Annotated in this window: 13 protein-coding genes and 1 pseudogene; 9 read left to right on the top strand and 5 right to left on the bottom strand. The window is 29.0% G+C overall.

The annotated features are described in order from the left end of the window. Positions 1 to 21: 21 nt before the first annotated feature. On the top strand, positions 22 to 10,896 hold the full coding sequence (locus tag ACRDDY_RS10905; RefSeq protein ID WP_438564979.1) for an isopeptide-forming domain-containing fimbrial protein: 10,875 nt from the start codon (positions 22 to 24) through the stop codon (positions 10,894 to 10,896). Between the two features lie 80 nt (positions 10,897 to 10,976). Here ACRDDY_RS10905 and ACRDDY_RS10900 read toward each other — a convergent pair whose 3' ends face one another. Continuing rightward, positions 10,977 to 11,147 carry a YtxH domain-containing protein gene (locus tag ACRDDY_RS10900; RefSeq protein ID WP_438564978.1) on the bottom strand — a complete coding sequence of 57 codons (171 nt, stop codon included), beginning with the start codon at positions 11,145 to 11,147 and terminating at the stop codon, positions 10,977 to 10,979. Between the two features lie 326 nt (positions 11,148 to 11,473). Here ACRDDY_RS10900 and ACRDDY_RS10895 point away from each other — a divergent pair, with 326 nt between their 5' ends. The 5 genes from ACRDDY_RS10895 to ACRDDY_RS10875 all read left to right on the top strand — a co-directional run bounded on the left by ACRDDY_RS10895 (position 11,474) and on the right by ACRDDY_RS10875 (position 16,804). Continuing rightward, a complete protein-coding gene (locus tag ACRDDY_RS10895; protein WP_438564977.1) occupies positions 11,474 to 12,775 on the top strand; it encodes a helix-turn-helix domain-containing protein in 1,302 nt (433 codons plus the stop codon). Positions 12,776 to 12,792: 17 nt separating this feature from the next. Beyond that, positions 12,793 to 14,055, top strand: a complete 1,263-nt coding sequence (locus ACRDDY_RS10890) for a transcriptional regulator (RefSeq protein ID WP_438564976.1) — start codon at positions 12,793 to 12,795, stop codon at positions 14,053 to 14,055. A gap of 91 nt (positions 14,056 to 14,146) precedes the next feature. Next, on the top strand, positions 14,147 to 14,509 hold the full coding sequence (locus ACRDDY_RS10885; protein WP_438564975.1) for a hypothetical protein: 363 nt from the start codon (positions 14,147 to 14,149) through the stop codon (positions 14,507 to 14,509). 231 nt (positions 14,510 to 14,740) lie between these two features. Beyond that, positions 14,741 to 15,913: a cation:proton antiporter gene (locus ACRDDY_RS10880; RefSeq protein ID WP_438564974.1), complete on the top strand. Its 1,173-nt coding sequence runs from the start codon at positions 14,741 to 14,743 to the stop codon at positions 15,911 to 15,913. Between the two features lie 174 nt (positions 15,914 to 16,087). Next, positions 16,088 to 16,804: a Bax inhibitor-1/YccA family protein gene (locus ACRDDY_RS10875; RefSeq protein WP_438564973.1), complete on the top strand. Its 717-nt coding sequence runs from the start codon at positions 16,088 to 16,090 to the stop codon at positions 16,802 to 16,804. A gap of 45 nt (positions 16,805 to 16,849) precedes the next feature. Here the strand turns inward: ACRDDY_RS10875 and yjeM are convergent, their stop codons facing one another. From yjeM to ACRDDY_RS10855, 4 genes are all read right to left on the bottom strand, one after another. Next, entirely contained in the window at positions 16,850 to 18,367 is a 1,518-nt protein-coding gene (gene yjeM / locus ACRDDY_RS10870) for a glutamate/gamma-aminobutyrate family transporter YjeM (protein ID WP_438564972.1), read from the bottom strand. Between the two features lie 204 nt (positions 18,368 to 18,571). Next, the gene (locus ACRDDY_RS10865) at positions 18,572 to 19,705 is read right to left on the bottom strand and encodes an AI-2E family transporter (protein WP_438564971.1); all 1,134 of its coding nucleotides are present in this window, start codon (positions 19,703 to 19,705) and stop codon (positions 18,572 to 18,574) included. Between the two features lie 99 nt (positions 19,706 to 19,804). Further along, a complete protein-coding gene (locus tag ACRDDY_RS10860) occupies positions 19,805 to 20,773 on the bottom strand; it encodes a P1 family peptidase (protein WP_438564970.1) in 969 nt (322 codons plus the stop codon). Between the two features lie 75 nt (positions 20,774 to 20,848). Further along, entirely contained in the window at positions 20,849 to 21,439 is a 591-nt protein-coding gene (locus tag ACRDDY_RS10855; protein ID WP_438564969.1) for an ECF transporter S component, read from the bottom strand. 262 nt (positions 21,440 to 21,701) lie between these two features. Here ACRDDY_RS10855 and ACRDDY_RS10850 point away from each other — a divergent pair, with 262 nt between their 5' ends. From ACRDDY_RS10850 to ACRDDY_RS10840, 3 genes and pseudogenes are all read left to right on the top strand, one after another. Next, positions 21,702 to 22,256 (top strand): NUDIX hydrolase, encoded by a 555-nt coding sequence (locus ACRDDY_RS10850; protein ID WP_438564968.1) that lies wholly within the window; start codon positions 21,702 to 21,704, stop codon positions 22,254 to 22,256. A 147-nt stretch (positions 22,257 to 22,403) separates the two neighbouring features. Then, positions 22,404 to 23,864 carry a threonine synthase gene (thrC, locus tag ACRDDY_RS10845; protein WP_438564967.1) on the top strand — a complete coding sequence of 487 codons (1,461 nt, stop codon included), beginning with the start codon at positions 22,404 to 22,406 and terminating at the stop codon, positions 23,862 to 23,864. Further along, positions 23,864 to 24,047, top strand: a pseudogene (locus ACRDDY_RS10840) (homoserine kinase); the annotation flags it as partial. The gene thrC and the pseudogene ACRDDY_RS10840, both read left to right, overlap by 1 nt.

Below are 24,047 nucleotides of genomic sequence, written 5' to 3'. Positions count from 1 at the left end.
TCTCTTCAAGGAAATCATACAATTACAGAAACACAAGATACAAATACTGTTGATGTATTTATTGGTGAAATTAAACCGGAAATAACAAAAGCTGTAGATAAAACGCAAGCAGCTGTAGGAGATATAATAACTTATACTTTGACGTTTAAGAATAATGGTGGAACACCTATGAATAATGTGGTTTTAACGGATATAGTTCCAACAGAAACTACATTTGTAGCAGCATCTGTAAAAGTTGATGGAGTACCAGATATTTCGGCAGACCCAGCAGCAGGTGTAAATATAGGAACAGTAGCACCAAACACATCAAAAATAGTAACATTTACAGTTACTATGAATAATGTTCCAATAGGAACAGTAGCAACAAATAATGCAACGGCAGATTTTGATTATACAATAAATAGTGTAACAAGTTCTTGGCCAACAATAACAAGTAATAATGTAACGACTACGGCAACTTATGCAACCCTAAGTATAGTAAAAACTCAATCAAAAGCATATGCAGATATGGGGGCTACAGTAACCTATTCATTAGTTGTAAAAAATAATGGAAATGTAGCTGCTGATAATGTAATTATAACAGATACAGATCCTATAGCATTAGCATTTGTAGGAGGAACAGTAAAAGTAGATGGAATACCAAATGTAACTGCAAATCCAAATACAGGAATAAATATAGGAACCATAAATCCAGGAGCATCAAAAACTATTACATTTGATGTACAAGTAAATAATATACCAACTGGTGGAACAACTACAAATACTGGAACAGGAGCTTTTGAGTATACAGTCTTAGGAAGTAAAAAAACAGGAACAGCAACATCAAATGCATTAGTTTTAAATATAAATGATGCAACTCTTGTTATGAATAAAAGTGTAAATCCACAAAATGCAACTATTGGAGATACAGTTACTTATACAGTAACTCTTCAAAACACAGGAAATACAGCAGCAAATACAGTAGTTTTAACAGATACTTTACCATCAGAAGTTTCATTTAATGTAGGGTCGGTAATAATAAATGGAGCACCAGACGGAAGTGTAAATCCAAATACAGGAATAAATATAGCAACTATTGCAGCTGGAGCAACTGCAACAGTAACATTCACAGTAACAGTGAATTCATTACCAACAGTAGGTTCAGTAATAAATAATAGTGCAAGTTCAACCTTTAAATATACAATTGATCCAGCACAGCCAAATGCAGGTGGTGGAACATCAGAAAGTAATATTGCACCACTTAATACAGGGATTGCAAGAACGCTTCTAACAAAATCAGTAGATAAAGCTTATGCTGATGTAGGAGATGTATTAACGTATACAATTGATGTTAAAAATGATGGTAATGTAGATGCAAAGAATATTATATTAACAGATGTTATTCCAAATGGTACAACATTAGTACCAGATTCATTTTCTATAAATGGAGTTCCTCAAATTGGTGTTACACCAAATGCAGGAACAAATATAGGAACTGTTCAAGCAGGAACAACTGTGCAAATTATTTTTAAAGTGACTGTAAATTCTATTCCAACACCAAATCCTGTTCCCAATAAAGCTGCAACTAGTTTTGAATATGCAGTTGGAAGTTCAAACTTTACAGGGGGAGCAACATCAAATACAGTTACAACTAAAGTAAATCATGCAGAAATAGGAAATCTAAATAAAACTGCAACAGCATATGCAGCGGTAGGGCAAACTGTAAATTATTCTATAGTTATTCCTAATATAGGGAATGTTTTGATGAATAATGTAGTTTTAAAAGATATATTACCAAGTGCGGTTACCTATGTAGCAGGATCGGCAAAAGTAAATGGGATTGCAGCTAGTGGGACTCCAGCATTAGGAATAAATGTAGGTGCAATAAATGCAGGAAGTTCAAGTACTGTAACATTTGATGCAGTAGTAAATTCAATTCCAAATCCAAATCCAATGCAAAATACTGCAGATGTAACGTTCACTTATACAGTAGATCCAGCATTTCCAGATAATGCAACAGGTCAAGAAACTTCCAATCAAGCACCAACAACAGTAAATTTTGCAGATCTTATTGGAACAAATGGAGCAAATTTTGTTAAAACAGTAGATAAAGCATTTGCTAAGGTAGGAGATGTATTAACCTATACAATAACAATGAGTAATACAGGAAATACAGCAGCAAATAATGTGGTAGTTACAGATGTATTACCAGCAGGAACAAGCTTTGTAGCAGGTTCAGTAACTGTAAATGGAGGTCCAGGAAGTGGAACACCAAACACAGGAATTACAGTTCCTTCTATAGCGCCAAGTGCAACAGCAACAGTAACATTCAATGCAAATGTTACAAGTATTCCGATTCCAAATCCTATTAGTAATACTGCGAATGTAAATTATAAATATACAATAGATCCATCTATTCCAAATGGTGGTTTAGGAAGCGGTACTACAAATGCAGCAACAACACAAGTTAATTTTGCAAATATAGCAGCAACTAAAGCTGTAGATAAAATAAATGCAGATGTAGGAGATGTGTTAACTTATACTGTATCTCTTACTAATAATGGAAATGTATCAGCTAATAATGTGGTAATTAATGATATACTTCCAGCAGGAACTTCTTTTGTTATAGGTTCAGTAGTTGTGGGTGGAGTACCACAACCAACGTATACACCAAGTAATGTAACAGTTGGATCAATAGCAGCAGGAGCAACAAAAATAATCACTTATAAGACAACTGTTACAACAATACCGCTTCCAAACCCAATTGTTAATAATGCAGACGTAAAATACACCTATACAGTAAATCCATCTATTCCAAATGGCGAATCTGTAACAACAAAAACTACTGATGCAACAACTACAGTAGGGACAGCAAAAATTACAATGACTAAATTAGCAATGCCAAAAGATCTTACAATAGGAGATGTGGTAACTTATAGTATAAATTTAACTAATATAGGAAATGTAGCAGCAAATAATATTTTATTTAAAGATATATTGCAAGCAGAGTTATCATTTATAGTAGGGTCAGTAGTTGTTGGAGGAGTTCCAAATCTTACAGCAGATCCAACTGTAGGCTTCAATATAACAACTTTAGCAGCAGGGTCAAGTGTTACTATCACATTTACAGCTACAGCAGTAGATATTCCAATAGCGGGAATTGTAGTAAATAATAAAGCAACAGTTGATTTTAAATATACAGTAGATCCATTAAATCCAAATGGAAAAACAGGAACAAGTGAAAGTAATATTGAGCCAGTAAATGTGGGAATTGCTGATATTAATATGACTAAGAAAGTTGATAAAACATTTGCTGATATTGGAGATACCTTAACTTATACAGTTACTCTTTTAAATGTTGGAAATGTAGAAGCAACTAATGTAATATTTACAGATTTAATTCCAAATGGAACATCATTTATAATGGATTCATTACTAGTAAATGGAGTAGCACAAATTGGAGCGAATCCAGCAGCAGGATATAATATAGGAAATATAGCAGCAGGAAGCTCTATTGATGTTGAATTTAAAGTGAAAATTGATACAATTCCAAATCCAAATCCAATTATAAATAGTGCAACAACTAGCTATGGATATACAGTAGGAAGTGTCGACTTTACAAAATCGAGTATATCAAATGAAGTTTCTACTAAAGTAAATCATGGAGAAATACCAGAAGTAACAAAAACAGCAATACAATTTGCAACAATAAATCAAGTGATAACTTATACTCTTAAGATTCCAAATACAGGAAATGTGCCGGTGAATAGTGTTATGGTAACAGATATAATACCATCGAATACAAGCTTTGTAATAGGAAGTATAAAAATAAATGGAAATCCAGGAACAGGAACGCCTGATATAGGAATACCAGTAGGAACAATAGCAGCAGGAACTACTACTACTGTAACATTTGATATTAAAGTCAATAGTTACCCACCGGTAAATCCAATGGTGAATACAGCTGATGTAAGTTATAAATATACAGTAGATCCAGCAGCACCAAATTCTGTAAGTAAAATAGTAACATCGAATGAAGCGGAAACTACAGTAAATTATGCTGATTTAATAGGAGCAAATGGAGAGAATTTTGTAAAAACAGTAGATAAGGCATATGCAAAGGTAGGGGATATAATCACTTATACTTTGATTCTTAAAAATACAGGGAATGTTTTTGCAAATAACATTGTAGTAACAGATGTAATTCCAGCAGGAGCAACTTTTATTCCAGGTAGTTTATTGGTAGCAGGTACACCATCAGGTGGAAATCCAGCAGTTGGAATATCAGTTCCTAAAATTGCACCGGGACAGGATTTGGAAATCAATTTTAGTGCAACAATAGATTCAATACCAGTACCAAATCCAATAGTAAACAAAGGAACAGTAGCATACAAATATACTATTGATCCAGCAGTACCAAATGGGGCATCAGGAAACGGGGATAGTAATTCTGTAACAACACAAGTAAATTCAGCAAAATTATCAGGCACAAAGAGTGCAGATAAGCAAAATGCAACGGTTGGTGAAATAATAACTTATACAATAGATATTTCTAATACTGGAAATCAAGTTGCAACTAATATTACAGTAGTTGATAATTTACCACCAGGAACAGCATTTGTAGCAGGATCAGTTACAGTAAATGGATTACCAGTACCAGGAGCAACGCCAAGTCTTATAATAGCAGATGACTTAATTCCAAACGCTATTCAAACAGTAACTTATGAGGTGATTGTAACTGAAATCCCAGTGCCAAATCCAATAGTTAACAATGCAAATGTGAGTTATACATTCACAATAGATCCATCAAATCCAAATGGAGCAAGTGATAGTTTTATAACAACAGATGCAACAACACAAGTTAAGCTAGCAAAGATAACAATGGTTAAAAATGCAATACCAACAGATGCAACAATAGGAACAATAGTAAATTATATTGTAACATTAACTAATACAGGAAATGTAGCAGCAAATAATATTTTATTTAAAGATATTCTTCCTGGAGAAGTTTCATTTATAACAGGATCAGTTAGTGTAGGTGGAGCACCAAATCCAGCAGCAAATCCAAATACAGGATTTACAATTGCAACATTAGCAGCAGGGGCAAGTATAGCAGTATCATTTTTAGTTAAAGTTATTAATAAACCAAGTAGTGGATTAATAGTAAGTAATAAAGCAACAACAAGTTATAAATATACGATAAATCCAGCAAATCCAAATACAGGAAGTGGAAGTGCAGAGAGTAATATTAAAGATATTAATGTAGGAATTGCAGATATTAAAATTGTAAAAGAAGTTGATAGAGCATATGCAACTATTGGAGATGTTGTAAATTATACTTTGACTATATCAAATACAGGGAATACAAATGCTAATAATGTTATTGTAACAGACTCTATTCCAAATGGAACATCATTTGTAATAGATTCATTAGCCGTAAATGGAGTAATTCAAGTGGGAGCAAATCCAACTTTAGGATATAATATTGGAAGTATACCTACAGGAAGTTCTGCAATAGTAACATTTAGCGTTAAGATAGATGTGCTACCAGTACCAAATCCAATGGAAAATAGTGCAACTATAAATTATAGTTATACTGTAGGAAATTCAACATTCCAAAATAGTAGTGTATCTAATAAAGTAACTACTAAGGTCAATTATGCAGAAGTAAAAAATGTAAGTAAGACAGCACCAAGTTATGCAACTTTAGGACAAATAATGACTTACACTATAAAAATACCAAATACAGGAAATGTAGCTATTAATAATGTAGTAGTTACAGATATAATTCCTAGTAATACAAGCTTTATTGTAGGAAGTGCCAAGGTTAATGGTGTAAGTACTTCAGGAACACCATCTAGTGGAATTGTAGTTGGTACAATTAATTCAGGGCAGACATCAACAATAACATTTGATGTAAAAGTGAATGGAGTTGCAAATCCAAATCCAATGGTAAATAATGCAACTATAAATTATAGTTATAATGTGGATCCAAATTTACCAGAGGTAACTGGAACAGCTATATCAAGTGATGCAATAACAACAGTAAATTTTGCAGATCTTATTGGAATAAATGGAGAAAATTTTGTTAAAAAGGCAGATAAGAATTTTGCAAAGGTAGGAGAAGTAGTAACCTATACACTTACAATAAAAAATACAGGAAATACAGTAGCAACAAGTGTTAATTTAAAAGATGTAATACCAGTAGGAACTAGTTATATTACAGGAAGTCTACTTGTAAATGGAATACCAAATGCAGGAAATATAGGAGCGGGAATAGTAATTCCAAATATAGGAGCAGGACAAACATCTACTGTTATATTTAAAGTAAAAATAGATACTATACCATCTATAAATCCGATACCAAATAAAGCAACAATTAATTATAAATATACTGCTGACTCTAGTAACCCAAATACTGGAAGTGGAAGTGGAGAAAGCAATACTGTAACAACACAGGTTAATTTTGCTAATATTACAGGTACAAAAGTTCCGGATAAAGCTATTGCTGATTTAAGTGATATAATAACCTATACTATTAATTTAACAAATATAGGTAATGTCTTAGCAACTAACGTAGTTATCAATGATGTATTACAGTCAGGACTTTCATTTGTAGCAGGATCGGTCGTTGTAGATGGTATAACACAAGGTGCAGCAAACCCAAGTAATATAGTGATAGGTAATATAAATGCTGGTGCAAGTAAGTTAATAACTTATAAAGCTAAAGTAATATCAATACCAGTACCGAATCCGATTGTTAATAATGCAAATGTAAATTACAAATATACGGTAAATCCAGTTCAAATAAATGGTGAAACAGGAAGTTCAGTAACTACAGATGCAATCACAAAAGTTGAAAATGCTGACTTAATTGTTACTAAAAAATCAGATGAAAAATATTATAGTATAGGGGATATTATTCTTTATACAGTTAAAATGAACAATACTGGAAATGTAAGTGCAAATAATGTATTTGTAAAAGATATATTACCAGCTAGTGTGAGTTTTGTAACTGGAACAGTTATAGTTGATGGAATATCTTATCCATCAGCAGATCCGAGTGTAGGATTTAATATAGGAACAATTAATGCAGGAAATACAGCAGTCATAACTTATAATGTTCAAGTTATAGCAAATCCGATTATAAATCCAGCGGTCAATGAAGTAAGTGTAAATTATAGCTATGGAAGTTTAGGTGTTAATGTAACTAAAATTGCAACTGCAGAAGTTAATATAAATACACCTATTATAGAAGTATCTAAATCTTCAGATGTAGAATATGTAACTATTGGAGATGAAGTGATTTTTAAATTTGAAATTAAAAATACAGGAAATACTTCAGTAGAGAATTTTAATTTACAAGATATATTAAGTGGTGATTTAGAATTTATTACAGGTTCTGTAATAATAGATGGTGTACCATCACCAACTGATGATCCAACAGTAGGAATGAATATAGCATCTATAAGTGATGGAAGTATAGTTGTTGTAACATTTAAGGCAAGAGTTAAGAGTACGGCTAGCTTAAATCTTATAGAAAATTATGCAGATTATGATTATACCTTTACAAAAGATCCAGGAAATCCAAATAGTGAATTAGGTGAAGGTCAAACAAATCATATATTATTAACAGTAAGCTATGCTAATTTGGTATCAAATGGTAATTTTGTGAAATCTGTTAATAAGCAATATGCAGCAATAAATGAAGAGATAATGTATACTATTAAAATTAAAAATACTGGAAATAAATTAGCAACATCAGTAGTAATAACAGATCCAATTCCTGTAGATACAGTATATGTTAGTGGAAGTTTAATAGGTAGTGTTCCGGTAGCTGGTAGTCCAAATACAGGAATAATTGTTACAGGCGGAATAATGCCTAATCAAACAGTAACAATAAGCTATAAAATAAAAGCAACAAAAGTACCAAGTATAAATCCAATACCGAATACAGCAAATATAAAATATAATTTCACAAAAAATCCAAACGAACCAAATGGAGAGAGCATTGAAGGAAAAACAAATACTGTTACAACTAAAATAAATACAGCGGACCTACTATCAGTAGGAAATTTTGTCAAAGTTGTAGATAAAGAATTTGTAGATCTAGGGGAGGAAGTTACATTTACTATAAATGTAACTAATACAGGTAATGTTTTAGCTAATAATGTGGTTATAGTTGATATACTACCAGCAGAGTTAACTTATGTTATAGGTAGCTTGTTAGCAAATGTTCCTATATCAGGAGATTTAAATTCAGGTATAAACATTACTAATGGAATAGCTCCGGGACAAACTGTAAATATTAATTTTAAAGGTCTTGTAACATCTATTCCAAGTGATAACTTGATTAAAAATACAGCTAAAATTTCCTATGTTTATACGTCTAATCCATCTAAACCAAATGGTAATTTTGCAACAGGTAACTCAAATGAAACTATTAGTGAAGTTAGACATGGGGAAATTCTTAAAGAGAATTCAATTAAGGCATCAGATAAAACTACAACGTTAGTAGGAGATATAATAACTTATACTATATCTGGAACTAATACAGGAAACATTGATATAAACAATGTTATAGTAAAAGATGTGATTCAAGCAGGAACAAGTTTTGTTATAGGTAGTGTTCTTATAAATGGAATAGCAAAACCATTAGAAGATCCTGCAGTAGGCATAAATGTTGGAACAGTAGCTAAAGGAGAAACATTTATTGTTAAGTTTAAAGTGAAAATAAATAGTAGTGTTATAGATCCTATATTAAATGTTGGAGAAATATTATATGAATATAATGTTAATCCAAATACTGGAGAGATTAAAAAAGTTGTTAAAACTAATACGATTAAGATAAAAGTACTGAAAGCAAAAGTAACAATTCAAAAATCAGCAAATGTATCTGAAAGTGTTGTAGGAAATATCGTAAGATATAGTGTAGTAGTTAGTAATACAGGAGAATTAACAGTAAATGATGTAATAATAAAGGATGCGTTAGATTCAAATTTAAGTTATGAAAATAATTTAACAATAGACGGAGTATCCTCAAGTGAAGATATAACAACTACAGGAGTGAATTTAGGTAGTTTAAATATAGGAGAAAGTAGAAATATAGAATTTGATGTTAAAGTTTTAGCAATTCCAAGTGATAAAATTATAAGTAATATTGCAGTAGCTCAATATAAAAATACTGTAAATGGAGTAACATTTAACAATACAGCAAAGAGTAATGTATTTGATATTAAAATTTATAATCCAAAGATAACAATGACGAAGGTTTCTAATAAAAAATATTTAAAGATTGGAGATGTTTTTGAGTATACAATTACTGTGAAAAACTCTGGTGATACAGTATTGAAGAATGTAGTTTTAACGGATGAAATACCAGCAGGACTTTCAGTTCAAAGTATTGTTGTTGATGGGATTACTGTAGCTGGAAACTTGAGTTTAGGAATTGATATAGGGGATTTAGCTATAGGAGAAATAAGAGTAATTAAGCTAATAGTTAAAGTAATAAGTGGGGGAATTGGTTTGTATAAAAATATAGCAAAAGTAAAAGCAATAGCAATATTAGGAACTAACTCTCAAGTATTAGGACTAAATGAAATTGCAGTAACAACTTTAGATGAAATTGCAATAACAGAAATTGAGGTGGAAGTAGAAGTAGAAGCAACTGCAGAAGATATTATAGGTATAATTGTAGTAAATCCAGAACTTACACTAATTAAAAGTGTAAATAATTTGTATGTGGTAGTAGGAGAGCGAGTAACTTATAAAATTGTAATAGAAAATACAGGAGATACAGTTTTAGGGACAGTAGGTTCACCAATAGAGATATATGATATTTTAAGTTCGAGCTTAAAGTTCATACAAGGAACAGTAAAAATAGATGGTGTTTTAGATGAAAATGCTAATATTGTGAATGGTATAGAAATATCGTCTATGGCAGTTGGAGAAATAAAGACAATAACTTTTGATGTAGAAGTAATATCGAATAAAGAAAATCCAATTTATAATGAATCTAATGCAAGATTTAGTTATTTATTTGGAGATATTATAGAATATGGATCGTCAAAAAGCAATAAAGTAAGCATAAATGTTAGTAATGTTCAATTAGAAATTGATAAAAAAGCAAATAAAAGTTTTGTTTTATTAGGAGAGTTGATTGAATATACGGTAATAATAAAGAATACTGGAGATATGGATGCATTAAATGTTGAATTTGTAGATAAATTATCACCTGCAGTAGAATTAGTTGATGGTAGCTTTAGTATAGATAATCAAATAGTAAATAGTGTAAATTTATCTCAAGGAATAAATATTGGTAATATTGCAATTAAAGAGTCAAAAGTATTGAAATATACTGTAAAAGTAATTAAAGATGCATGTAAAGGTCAAATTATTAATGTAGCTAAAGCAAATTATAACTATAGAACTTTAGATGGACGTGTTGGAAGTATGACAAGTAATGAGATACGTTTAGTTATAGAAATGGGAATAAGTGTATTTAGACAAATTTCTATAGATAGAGATGTAGTTTTACCAAGATGTGTTGGAGAAATAGAAGAGATTAATACTGTCACTGCTGATATAATAATTAGAAAGACGCATATAGTAGAAACTATGGTTGGAACTTCAAAAGAAGGTCAAGTCTTAACAGGAAGTAAACTTATAATATATGGAGATTTGACATTGATGATTGAATATACAGAATTAGATAGCGAGCAAACTGTTCATATAGTTGAGGTAACAGGGCCAATATCATCATTTGTTATATTAAATCAAGGATATGAAGATACAACTAATTTAGAAGTAAGTGCTGTAATAGAAAGTACGTCATTTTCAAAAATCTGTAATAATGAAGTATGGGTAAGTATAATGGGATTATTGAGTGTTGACTCGATAGAATGTTGTGATAGTTAAAAGAAAGATAGAAGAATAATAAAAAATCTCGTAGATTTTATCTACGAGATTTTTTATTTTAAAGTGAGAAGGAATAGATATTAGTTAAAAATAGATAGAGAATCATAGGCGTCTTCCAAAGAATCTTTTAATTTTCTTGTAGATCTTTTAAGAGTTCTTTGAGTTTTTCTATCTAAATTTGGAAAAATCACTATGCAGGTTAAAGTACCACAAACAGCACCCATAATTAATCCAGTCATGATTTTACACATAAATATCACCTCCTTAAGCATTCTATATTATATTTTGCATAAAAAAATATAATATGCATTAAATAAAAAATAAGTATAGTGATTAAAGAGTATTAGAAAAAAATATTACATTTTATAAAAAATATGTAATAAAAATTAATAGAAAAAAGGATTTTTAAAATAAAATAAATATAAATTAAATAAAAAATAAAAAAAGAGAGAAAATAGATAAAAAAGCTACATATATTTAGAAAAGCATGCTATAATTATAATAAAATTTGAATAAATTATAAATAAATTTAAAAAAAGGTGAATAAATTTTGAATTACAAGAAATGAGGGGATTTTATGGAAATTCTATCTTTAGGGGAAAAAATCAAAACAAGAAGAAAAGAATTAAATATGACACTAAAGGATTTAGCAAAGGACAGAATAACTCCAGGACAGATTAGTTTAGTTGAGTCAAGAAGATCAAATCCATCTATGGATTTGTTAGAATATTTAGCGGATACATTAAATGTGAATGTAGAGTATTTAATGGAATCAGAGGAAAGTCAGGCAGAAAATATAAGCTTACATTTTGAACAATTAGTAGAAGCGTACATAAATCAGGGAGAGTACTTAAAAGCAGAGGAAAATATAAATAAAGCGTTAGAGTATGCAGAAAAATATGACTTAGAATATAGAAAAGGAAATATTTTATATTTATCAGGAAAAATATATTTAGCAAAAGAAGAGTTTAAAGATGCACAACAAAAGATTCTTTATGCCAATAGTATTTTTATAAAAATACAAAAATATGAAGAAGTAGTAAGAACATTTTTAGATTTAGCTAAAATAACATTAAAGTTAAAAGCATATCATTCTGCAAATAGCTATTTAAAACAAGCAGAAAAGGTATATATCGATAATGAAATTATAGATGAGTTATTAATAGGAGAAATTTACTATAACTTAGCAACTAGTTATTTTGAAATAGAAAATATAGAACAAGCAATAAAATATTTAGATTTAACAAAGGTAAAGCTTGAAAGAATAAATAATAAAAGAGAATATGCTAAAACATTATTAAATATAGCTGAAGAATATGGTGAAAAGAAAGATTTAAAACATGCAATAAAATATTCAACAAAAGCATTAGATGTATATAATTCTATAAATGAATATATAAGTATTGGAAATATAGAAAACAATGTTGGGGAGTTATTTTATAATTTTGAGAATATTAATGAGGCAGCAAAACACTTTAAAATTTCAAAAGATATAAAAGATAATATAGATTGTGAGGAAACATTAAGTATTTTAATAAATATTTGTAAAAATTATTTAAAAATAAAAGAAATAAAAAAGTGTAAAGAGAGTTTAAATGATATATATGGAAGACTTACAGAGAAAGACGTTGAAGAAAAAATAGAGTGTTTAATTATTGAGTATAGGGTAAGTCAAATTGAAGAAAATATAGAAGAAGCAGAAAAAGTACTTTTAGTTGCATATGAATTCGCTTATGTAAATAAAATTCAGGACAAGCTTGCAGAAATTTCAATAATATTAGGTAAGTTTTATATTGATTATAAAAAAGAAGATATGGCTAAAAAATACTTAGATGAAGGTGTTAGCATATTTAGAGAGATTGGAATATTAAAAAATTAGGGGAATAGGGGATAGACATGGAAATACTTTCAACTGGAGAGAAAATAAAACGTATAAGAGTATATAATGGAATAACTTTAAAAGAGATGTGTGGGAAGGAAATTTCTATATCAAAGATGAGTTGTATAGAGAATGGAAAGATTGAAGCAGATGAGGGAATATTAAAGTATATTGCAGAAAAATTAAATGTAGATTATGAGTATTTAGCTAAAAATGTATATGATCAAATTGACGATAATATAAAGTTAGTAGAAGAAAATAGAAATTTATATAATTATGAAAAGGAATTTAAATTTAATTTAGAATATGCAATTGAATATAATCACATTGATCAAGCAATGAATTTATTGGATAAGTTATTTAAACTATATAAGCAAAAAAGAGATTGGGATAAAATTTCTGAAATTATACCGAAATACTATGATTTATATAGTAAGAGCACAAATAGATTTAATCAATTAATATATTTATTTAACTTAGGAGAATATTTATTTTTAAATGGTGAATATAATGAGGCTGGTATTTATTTTAATAGAATAAAGGAATGTATGAATAAAAATGGATTAGCAGAAGAGATTTTTTATTCAAAATCATGTATTGAACTTGCAAAATGTTATTTAAAAGTTGGAAATTACAATGAGGGGGAAGATATTCTAGATGAAATAGAAGAAAGAATATTAAGATGTAGTGATAATGAATTACTTTGTGAGTTTTATCATACAGTAACAATAAAAAATATATTAATGAAACAATATTCAAAAGATAATAGAATCAAAGCATTAGAATATGCACAAGAGAGATTATATAAAATAATTGATATGAAAATAAACTATGTGAAGTGTTATTTTAGAGCATTTAACATAAAAGAGGCACAAATAATAATAGATGAAATTATAGAAATTATGCCAATAGAACATACTGATGAATGTGCAGAAGAGTTTTTAAAGATACTTAAAATATTAAAACAGTTTAATCAAAGAGAATATATAGAGAAACTTTTAGATGGTGCATTAAATGTAGCAATAGTGACTAACAAAATAAATTTAATTGAATACGCATACTATTTAAAAGGAACAATGCTTGAAGAAGATGGAATGTATAATGAAGCTGAAATGAACTTTAATTTAGCTCTTGATGCATTAACTAGATTTGGAACTAAAAAAGATTTTTATGAAAGATATGTTGATTTAGGCAGTTTATATCATAAACTTGGAAATATAAAAGAGTCAGTAAGATATTTTTGTTTAGCAATGGATATAAAAAAGAAGTGTGGATATTAATTGAAGAATAAATTTGTAAAATTAAATAAATAATAATAGTAAGGATTGTCTTAAATATTAAGATAATCCTTTATTTTATGGAGGTGTTAAAATGGATTATTTATTAGTATTACCAAATGGAAGAGCAATTGGATTTTTAGAACTTGAAGGAGCAAAAGCTGCACTTAATATGTATCATGAAGGTAGAATAAATTTGGGCAAAGATAAAGAGGTATATAGCGTTTATGATATGTTTGAGGAGAAATCAAGAGAAGATTTATCCTATATAATTGGTGCAGAAGAAGGAGAAGGGAAAATTTACGATGTAGAAATTCTTATAGAAAATATCCAAAGAGGGGAACTTTTAGATGAAGAGAAAGAAGAAATTATAGGACTTCTTCTAGCAGAAGGGATTAATTTTGATATTAGCGATTATGGAATAGAAGATTTATTAGCAGAAACTAAAATTTATTAAAAATGGATAATAAATTAAAATTATGTGAATAAATAAATAATCAAATTAGAAAAAAGAAATATATAAGAGTAAATAAGAGAAAAAATAAACTTAAAGCATTTATATTTAATAAAAGAATAAATTATCATATAAATAGAGAAATAAGCTTAAATATTAAAAAAAAATAATTTGAATAAAAATAGTAAAAAAACTATAATTATCCATAGGGTTTAAATGGAGGGGGATTTATGGATGTTATCGTATGAGTTTTTATTTGATATTGCTATGATTTTATTAAGTACAAAAGCCTTAGGACTAATAACTAAAAAGTTTCAAATGCCACAAGTTGTAGGTGCATTACTTGCAGGGATAGTACTTGGGCCAGCTTGCTTAAATTTATTACATGAAACTGATTTTATTGGACAAATGTCAGAACTTGGAGTAATAGTTCTGATGTTTACAGCAGGACTTGAAACAGATATAACAGAGCTTAAAAAAACTGGTAAAGTTTCTGTTGTAGTTGCTATTTTAGGAGTTATAATACCTTTAGTTGCAGGATTCTTTATTGCAGCACTTTTTAATAGAGGAGATCTTCAAACGGGTGATGTAAGTCCTATCTTACAAAATATATTTATTGGAGTAATACTTACAGCAACATCAGTTAGTATTACAGTTGAGACGTTAAAAGAAATGGGAAAACTAAGTACAAAGGCTGGAAATACTATATTAGGTGCTGCATTAATAGATGATATTTTAGGTGTTATAGCATTAACTGTTGTAACAGGACTTTCAGATTCATCAGTAAATGTAATGTTTGTATTATTAAAAATAGTATTATTCTTTATATTTGCTTTAATAAGTGGATATATATTCTATCTTGTATTTAATAAAATAATAAATAGATATAATAAGGATATGAGAAGATTTGTTATAATTTCATTTGTATTTTGTCTTTTACTTTCATTTTTTGCAGAAGAATTATTTGGAGTTGCAGATATTACAGGTGCATTTATAGCAGGGCTTATAATTTCAAATACAGAAAGAACAAAATATATAAACTCAAGGTTTGAGACGTTATCATATATTCTTTTATCACCAATATTTTTTGCAAGTATTGGAATAAAAGTTGAAATAGGAAGTATGACAGCAGATATAGTTTTATTTACAGTAATTCTTCTTATAGTAGCAATTTTAACCAAGATAATAGGGTGTGGAATTGGTGCAAAAGTGTTTGGATATACAGTAGAAGAATCTCTACAAGTAGGTACAGGAATGGTATCAAGGGGAGAGGTTGCATTAATTGTTGCAAACAAAGGAATTGCAGTAGGTCTTATGAATCCTAACTTCTTAGCACCAATAGTAATAGTAGTAGTAGTTACAACAGTAATCACGCCAATCTTATTAAAATGTGTTTTTAAAAGATAAATAGTTTAAGAAAAATAGACTCATTTAAAGTAAAGTTTAAATGAGTCTTAAATTTTAATTATTATACAAAATATATGGTAAAAAATAGAAAAATAAAGTAAGATTTAAATATAAGTATAAACTATGGGGAATTTGGATAGTAATTTAAAATAATGAAAATGAGAGGGGATAAAAATGAAAATTGGAAAAGCAAATCCAGCAATGACAAAAGGTTTTAAGGAAGTAGAGTCCATAGCAGAACATATGACTGTATCAGGAACAATAGGAAAAATACTTATATTATTAGTGGTAGTGGTTTTAGGATTTTTATATAGTTGGTTTAGGATTCCATATAATCTAGCAGTAATGATAATAGTGTCACTTATAACTTTTGGTGTTGCAATGTTTACAATAGTTAATCAAAAGTTAGCAAGATTTACAGGGATTATTTATGCAGGTCTTGAGGGATTGATGATAGGAAGTATATCTAAATTATTTGAAAGAGTATATCCAGGTATAGTAATACCAGCAATATTATTAACATTTACATGTGTAATAATAACAATAGCTATTTATGGGAAGAATCCTAATATAGTACAAAGAACAAGAAAAGCTGTAATGATAGGTTTGATATCAGTTTTAGTAACAAGTTTTTTAGGAATACTTTTAAGTTTTGTAGGAATAAGATTACCTATATATGATAGTGGAATAATAGGTATTGGATTTAGCTTAGTTGTAATAGTAATTGCAACTCTTTGCTTAATTCAAGATTATGATTTTCTTTTACAAAATGTAAAAGAAGGAGCTCCTAAATATATGGAATGGTATGGAGCATTTGGATTAATGGTAACTCTTATATGGCTATATTTAGAAATACTAGATCTTCTAAGAAAATTTGTTAGTAATGATTAAAGAAAAAGCATTGACTAAAGTTTTTAGTCAATGCTTTAAATTTTTTTATTTTTTATCAAAATCGCCACGCTTAAGACGTCTTTCATATCTTCCATAAATAAGTATTGCAATCAACGTAAATACTATTGGTCCTACAACTTGGAAGGCTGTAGATACATAATCTTTACTTTCTAAAATCGGTTTTATAATAGTAAAGATGTTTGCAAAGGCTACTGTAATTACAACAATTATAACGGCAATAGTTGAACTTCTAACTGATTTATAAATAACAAAAGGTTTTTCAATTTTATCATTTTTCTTAAACCAGATAAATGCAAGTGCTATAAATGCATAAGGAATTGTCATAGCAACATTACTCATTAATATTAGGTAATTTAAGAATGTTGTTGCAGTATCTCCTCCAAATGAAGCAATAGCGATAACAATTATAACAATTAAGCATTGAATCCACATTGCATTTTTAGGCATACCAGTTTTCTCATCAAGCTTTATAAGTTTAGCTGGCCATAACTCTTTTGGAGTACCTTCAATAAGTTGTTTAATTGGTGAATAAGTTAATGTGAAGAATGCACCAATTAATGCAAGGAACATTGAAAGTCCTATAAATCTTGAGAACCAAAGTCCAATAGTTACAGATGTATGGACGCTTAAATGAAGAGCAGTTCCAACTGAGTATCCTAAATTCCCCATTACAATATAACCAGCGTTGGCCATATTAACTGTAGATCTACTTAGAACGCCACTCCAGTTTGTAAAGAATCCTACACATAATATTCCAAGTGAATATCCAATAGCAATAATAATAGCACCTATTTTTATCCCTCTTGGGAAAGTCTTTTCAGGATTTTCAGTTTGGTCAACTAATCCTCCAATCGATTCAAGACCACCATATGCAAATACTGCAAAAACCATAAATCCTAAAAGTCCAATAGGACTTTGATAAGACGGATTAGGAGATGAGAAAAATGCACTTGTAGTAATAGGTTCAGCTACTTTAAATCCATTTGCAATTAGTACTATAAAAGCCCCAACTAAAAGAACGATATTAGCTAAAGCAACAAAAGTCCCACCAATTGATGTTATCTTTTTAATACTATCTAAGCCTTTAGAAGCTGCAAAAGTGATTATAATAATTAGGAAGATTCCTAAAAGTGCCATAGTTTTAGCAGGACCAAGTCCAAGGAATGACCAAGTTGATGTAGTATCTTGTCCAAAGAATAGGTTTGATAATGGAACCCAAATCGATGATGATGTTGATACCATCCAAATTAGGTAAGAAGTATACCACATAAATGTAACTATAAAGGCATACTTAGGACCTACTGATTTATCCATCCATGAATAAATTCCACCACGTTCTTTTCTAAATGCAGCACCAAACTCTGAAAGCATAAATGCATATGGTATAAAGAATGTAATGGCAGAAATTATATAAAATGGTATAGCAGAGTATCCCATAAGTAAGAAGGCTCTTGCTATATTAGTAAATCCAAAAACCGAAGTAAATATCATTAAAATAAGTGAAATTAAAGTAAGTTTATTCTTATGATTGCTGTGTGACATAAAACTCCTCCTCATATATAATCTTTTTATAAATTGTAACATATTAAAACAAAATGTGAATTAACAAATTGTGAAAAATTAATTAATTATACACAAAAAGAGCTGAAAATGAATAAAAAAGAAAAAAGCAAGAAAGTATTGCCTTTTTAATATGAAATTTCTAAGGAAATATAGTTAAATATTTTAAAAAGATAATAAAAATGATTAAATTTTAGGAAATTGTTGTTTCTTTTTAATAAGTCTTTTATTTGTACTTTCAATAAAAAGATTATAAAAAACTGCAAAAGTTGGAATTCCAATTAAAAGTCCTAAAAATCCAAAGGCACTACCACCGATAAGCATAGCAAGCATTACCCAAATTGGAGAAAGGCCAACAGATGAACCGACAATTTTAGGATAAATAAAATCACCTTCAATTTGTTGAAGTACTATTATAAAAATTAAAAATATAAGTGCCTTCATAGGACTAATAATAAGGATTAGAAAGAATGAAGGAATAGTACCAATAAATGCACCAAATATAGGAACTATACTAGTGAATCCAACTATAGTACTAATAAGAAGTGCATAGGGAATTCTTAAAATAAGCATACCAACAAGACAAAGAATACCTATAATAACTGCTTCTAAACATTGACCTGCAATAAATTTTGAAAAAATCTCATTAGATATTCTCCCCAAATAATAAATTTTTTCTTTTATTTTAGAAGAAGTATAAGCAGTTATAATTTTATCTATGTGTCTAAGTAAAGTTTCTTTATTAGAAAGCATGTAAATAGAAAAAACTATTGCTAAAATAAAATTAATAAGGCTAGAAGTAAAGTTAATAGTAAAATCTATAACATGACTAAAAGCAAATCCAAAAAATTTACTAGCAAAAGAAAGTAATTCCTTCCAAGTATTTAAAACTTCTTTCCAAATAGCATCAAAAGTAGATGTGTCACCAAGTACCCCTTGAAGAAATTCTTCAAAACTTTGAAGATAACTAGGAATATTTAAACTTAAAGATTTTACACTATTTATAAGTTCAGGAATTATAAAAAACAAGAGAGCAGAAAAAATCAAAACTATTAGGGCTAAAGTTAAGATAATAGAGATAGTCCTTTTAATATGAAGATTTGAATCAAGAGTCCTAGAAGATGAAAGATTATTTTCAATTAAAGTCATTGGTATATTTAAAATAAATGCAATACCAAAGGCTAAAATAAAAGGACTTAATATTTGTAAGCTACCAGAAAAAAAGCTTAAAACACTCTTTATATTAAAAAGAAAAAAGCATAAGAAAATTACATAAGTATATAAAAGTAACTTTGATTTATCTAATTTGAAATTTTTCAAGACAATACCTCCTAAATACAATAAATACCAATATTATACCATAAATTAACAAATTATCTAGAAAATAAAAAAAGAGATACAAATTGCATCTCTTAAAATTTAGATTTCATTTAAAGAAGGAACATTATTTAATATAGAAGCTTTTTTTACAGCATTTAAAACTGCTTTTTCCATAACATTACTAGCTAACATTCCAACTGTTGATACATCAGCAGCTATTTTGTTAGTTGCCATAGTAAAAATTGTGTCTCCATCAAACATAGTATGAGCAGGCTTCATAGTTCTTGCAAATCCATTATGAGCCATAGAAGAAACCTTTTTAGCTTGTGATTTATTAAATTTAGCATTTGTAACTATAATTCCTATAGTTGTATTTCCTTTGAATGGATCTTTAGGATTAGTTGTGGAATTTAAAAGAATAGATTCACTATTTAAAAACTCTTTAGTTTCTTTATTATAAGCTCCAGCTATAATACTCATATTATTAGTGGGATCTACTACATCACCTAAACAATTAACTGCAACAATTGCACCAACTTGAAGACCATTTGGAAGCTCTATAGCATATGTTCCAAGTCCACCTTTCATACAAAATTCAGGCCCTAAAAGTTTACCTACAGTAGCACCATATCCTGCACCTATATTACCATTAATATCTTCATTATAAGATTCGGAATTAATACAAGCTTCGTATCCAAGTGCTTTATCAGGTCTTATTTTAGGATTACCAAAAGCTAAATCAAAAAGAACAGCAGAGCATACTATTGGAACTTTAGCTACGCTAACATCAAATCCAACATCTTTTTCTTCAAGGTATTTCATAACACCACTAGAAGCATCTAATCCAAAGGCACTTCCACCAGCTAAAATAATTCCATGAACCTTGTCCACAAGTTCTGATGGATTTAAAAGATCAGTTTCACGGGTACCAGGAGCGCCACCACGAACGTCAACACCACCAGTTGCACCTTCTTCACAAAGAACAACAGAACAGCCAGTAAACCCTTCCTTATTTTCAGCATGACCAAGTTTAATACCATTAATATCAATAAATTTAATTTCTCTCATAATTTTACCTCCATATATAGAATAAGGAACTGATAAAACAGCCCCTTATTAATTTAATTATGCAAAAGCACTAAATTATTTCCTCTTTTTAATTTTATTCATTGTTAAAACAACAGGAATAGTTATAAGTGTACATACTATTGCTTCTGGAATACCATTTGAAACACCAACTCCAAGTAACGCGAACTTAACTCCTGTTACAGGAATACCTAAAGTTTGTGAGTAAGTGTGTAAACATAGAAGATATGTTAATCCTAAAACTCCAACTGTATTTGTAAGTGATGCTAAAATAGCAGAAATTGCTATAGGTAGACCATCTTTTTTAAATTTGTTTTTTAGTCCTTTATAAACATAGTAAGCAACAATAGCAATTAAAATTCTAGGTACAATTGCTATTATAGGATTTAAAAACATAAAAGATGTAATTACAGGTGCTGCAAGTGCTTGGTAAATAGAAAATAAACCAAATACTAGTCCAACTAAAGCACCAACTAAAGGACCTTCGACAAGAGCTCCAATTATAACAGGAACACCCATAATAGTTGCCTTAACTGGTGGTACAGGGATAAATCCAAGTCCCGTAAGTCCCATAAAAATAGTAATACCAGATAGCATACCAACCATAACAAGTTGACGACTATTCAGGTGTTGTTTAGATTTTTTCATTTTTAAAAATTCCTCCGTTCTTATTCCTTGTATAAGGATATAATTCGGCAAATACAATAATATTTTGTAATTTGCGTTCAGTTTCTAGATAGAATACCGACAGAGTTATTTTACAATAGAACTTTAAGAGTTACAAGAAAAAGATTGTTAAAAATATATCTATAAGTAAAAAAGAGGGATTTTTTAAAAAAATTATGTGATAGAAAGTAAAAGTTTAGATATAATTGATTATGGAATAAAGATAAAAGTGAGGATGATAAGGATGAAATTACTAAATATTGAAAAACAAACAAATAATAAATACTTAAATATGTATAAGTTAACTTTAAGAAATAAAAATAAAAATATAAAAGAGTATTTTGTAGCTAGTAGAAGAGAAGAAAAAGATTTAGCTTGTTTAAATAAAAATGAAGTAAAAGCTGATGGAGTTATGATAATTCCAATTACAAAGGAAGGGGAAATTGTTTTATTAAAACAATATAGACCTGCAATAGATGACTTTTTATATGAACTTCCAGCAGGAATAATAGATTCAGGAGAAGATATGATAGAAGCTGGAAAGAGAGAATTGTTTGAAGAAACGGGATTAACCTGTGTAAGTTATGAGGTTCTAGTTAAGCCAAGCTATACTTCAGTTGGAATGTCTGATGAAACTACAGGAATTATAAAAATGATTGTTGAAGGTGAAATAGATATATCAAATATTGAAGAGAATGAAGAAATAGAAGTGATAAAAGTTAAGCTTGAAGATGCAAAGGAATTTGCAAGAGAAAACAATGTATCAATAAAAGGTGCTTTAGTAATGAGTTTATTATAAAACTAGTATTAAAAAGACAAATGAAGAATATATGTATATATATTAAGGACATTTGAATAAAAAAAATATGAATGATAATATGGGTATATAAAACATAAATGGTAAATTTATCTTAGGAGATAAATATTTATGATTGGGGGTGCCTATATGAATTTTAAAAGTACAAGAGGCGGAGAGCGTGGAATAAAAAGTTCTAATGCAATAATCAAAGGACTTGCATTAGATGGGGGACTTTTTGTTCCAGATAGCTTTCCAAATATTTATGAAGAAGCAATAAGTAAAAAAGGGGCTAGTTATGAGGATTTAGCTTATTTTATAATAGGAAAATTTTTTACTGATATAAAATTAAAAGAGCTAAAGGGAGCAGTTAAAGAAGCATATACAGGAAGGTTTGATGTAAGAGTAAAAGATGGTTTTTTAGAGTTATATCATGGACCAACTTGTGCATTTAAAGATGCAGCTTTATTATTTTTACCTCAAATTATGAAAAGAGCAAAGAAAAATTTAGGGATAAATGATGAAATAGTTATTTTAACTGCCACATCAGGAGATACAGGAAAAGCAGCTTTAGAAGGATTTAAAGATGTTGAAGGATTTAAAGTTGTTGTATATTATCCTAAAGATGGTGTAAGTGAAATTCAAAGAAAACAAATGGTTAGTCAAGAAGGAAAAAATGTACATGTTATTGCAATTAAAGGAAATTTTGATAATGCACAAACTGGAGTTAAAGAAATTTTTGCGGATAAGGATTTTAGAGAAGACCTTTTAAAAGAAGGATATAGATTATCTTCAGCAAATTCAATAAATATAGGAAGACTTATTCCACAAGTGGTCTATTACTTTTACGGATATATGAAGCTTGTTGAAAGTAATGAGATAAAAGAGGGAGAGGAAATAAATGTTTCAGTTCCTACAGGAAACTTTGGGAATATATTAGCTGCATATTATGCTAAAAAAATGGGGCTTCCTATAAATAAGTTTATTTGTGCATCTAATGAAAATAATGTTTTAACAGATTTCTTTAAGACAGGTGTTTATGATAGAAGAAGAAAGCTTATTTTAACAGAATCACCATCTATGGACATTCTACTTTCATCTAACTTAGAAAGACTTTTATACGAAGTAAGTGGAAGAAACTCAAAAGAAATAAAAAGACTTATGGATAATTTAAGCGAAAATGGTGTATATATGATAAGTGAAGAAATGCAAAAAGGACTAAAAGAGTTTTTTGCAGGATATTCAACTACAGAGGAAGTTTATAAGGAAATAAAAGAAGTTTATGTAAAAGAAGGATATTTAATGGATACACATACAGGAGTTGCATATGTAGTTCATAAAAAATATGTAGAGGAGACTTTGGATAATAGAAAAACTCTAATTGTTTCAACAGCTAGTCCGTTTAAGTTTCCGAGAAGTATATGTAATTCATTAGGAATTGATGTTGAATTTATGGATGATTTTGAAGTATTAAAAGCTTTGTTTGAGGAAAGTAAAAATGAAATTCCAGAGAATTTAAAAAAGTTAGAAAAGATGGATGTACTTCATAATACAATTTCTGAATTTAAGAACATGAAAAAAGGGCTTAAGAAATATTTAGGGGTGGAATAATGATAAGGGTTAGAGTACCAGCAACATCAGCTAATATGGGACCGGGATTTGATTGTTTAGGAATTTCTTTAAATCTGTATAATGAATATGAATTTGAAGAAATAAAAAGTGGATTAATATTTGAAGGTTTTGAGGAAAAATTTTCTAATAAAGATAATATTGTTTTTAAAGCAATGTTACAAA

Source organism: Clostridium sp. (assembly GCF_051656525.1).
In the GTDB taxonomy this organism is placed as follows: domain Bacteria; phylum Bacillota; class Clostridia; order Clostridiales; family Clostridiaceae; genus Clostridium.
The sequence above is the reverse complement of the archived record's forward strand: the minus strand, read 5'-3'. Positions and strand labels throughout refer to the sequence as shown.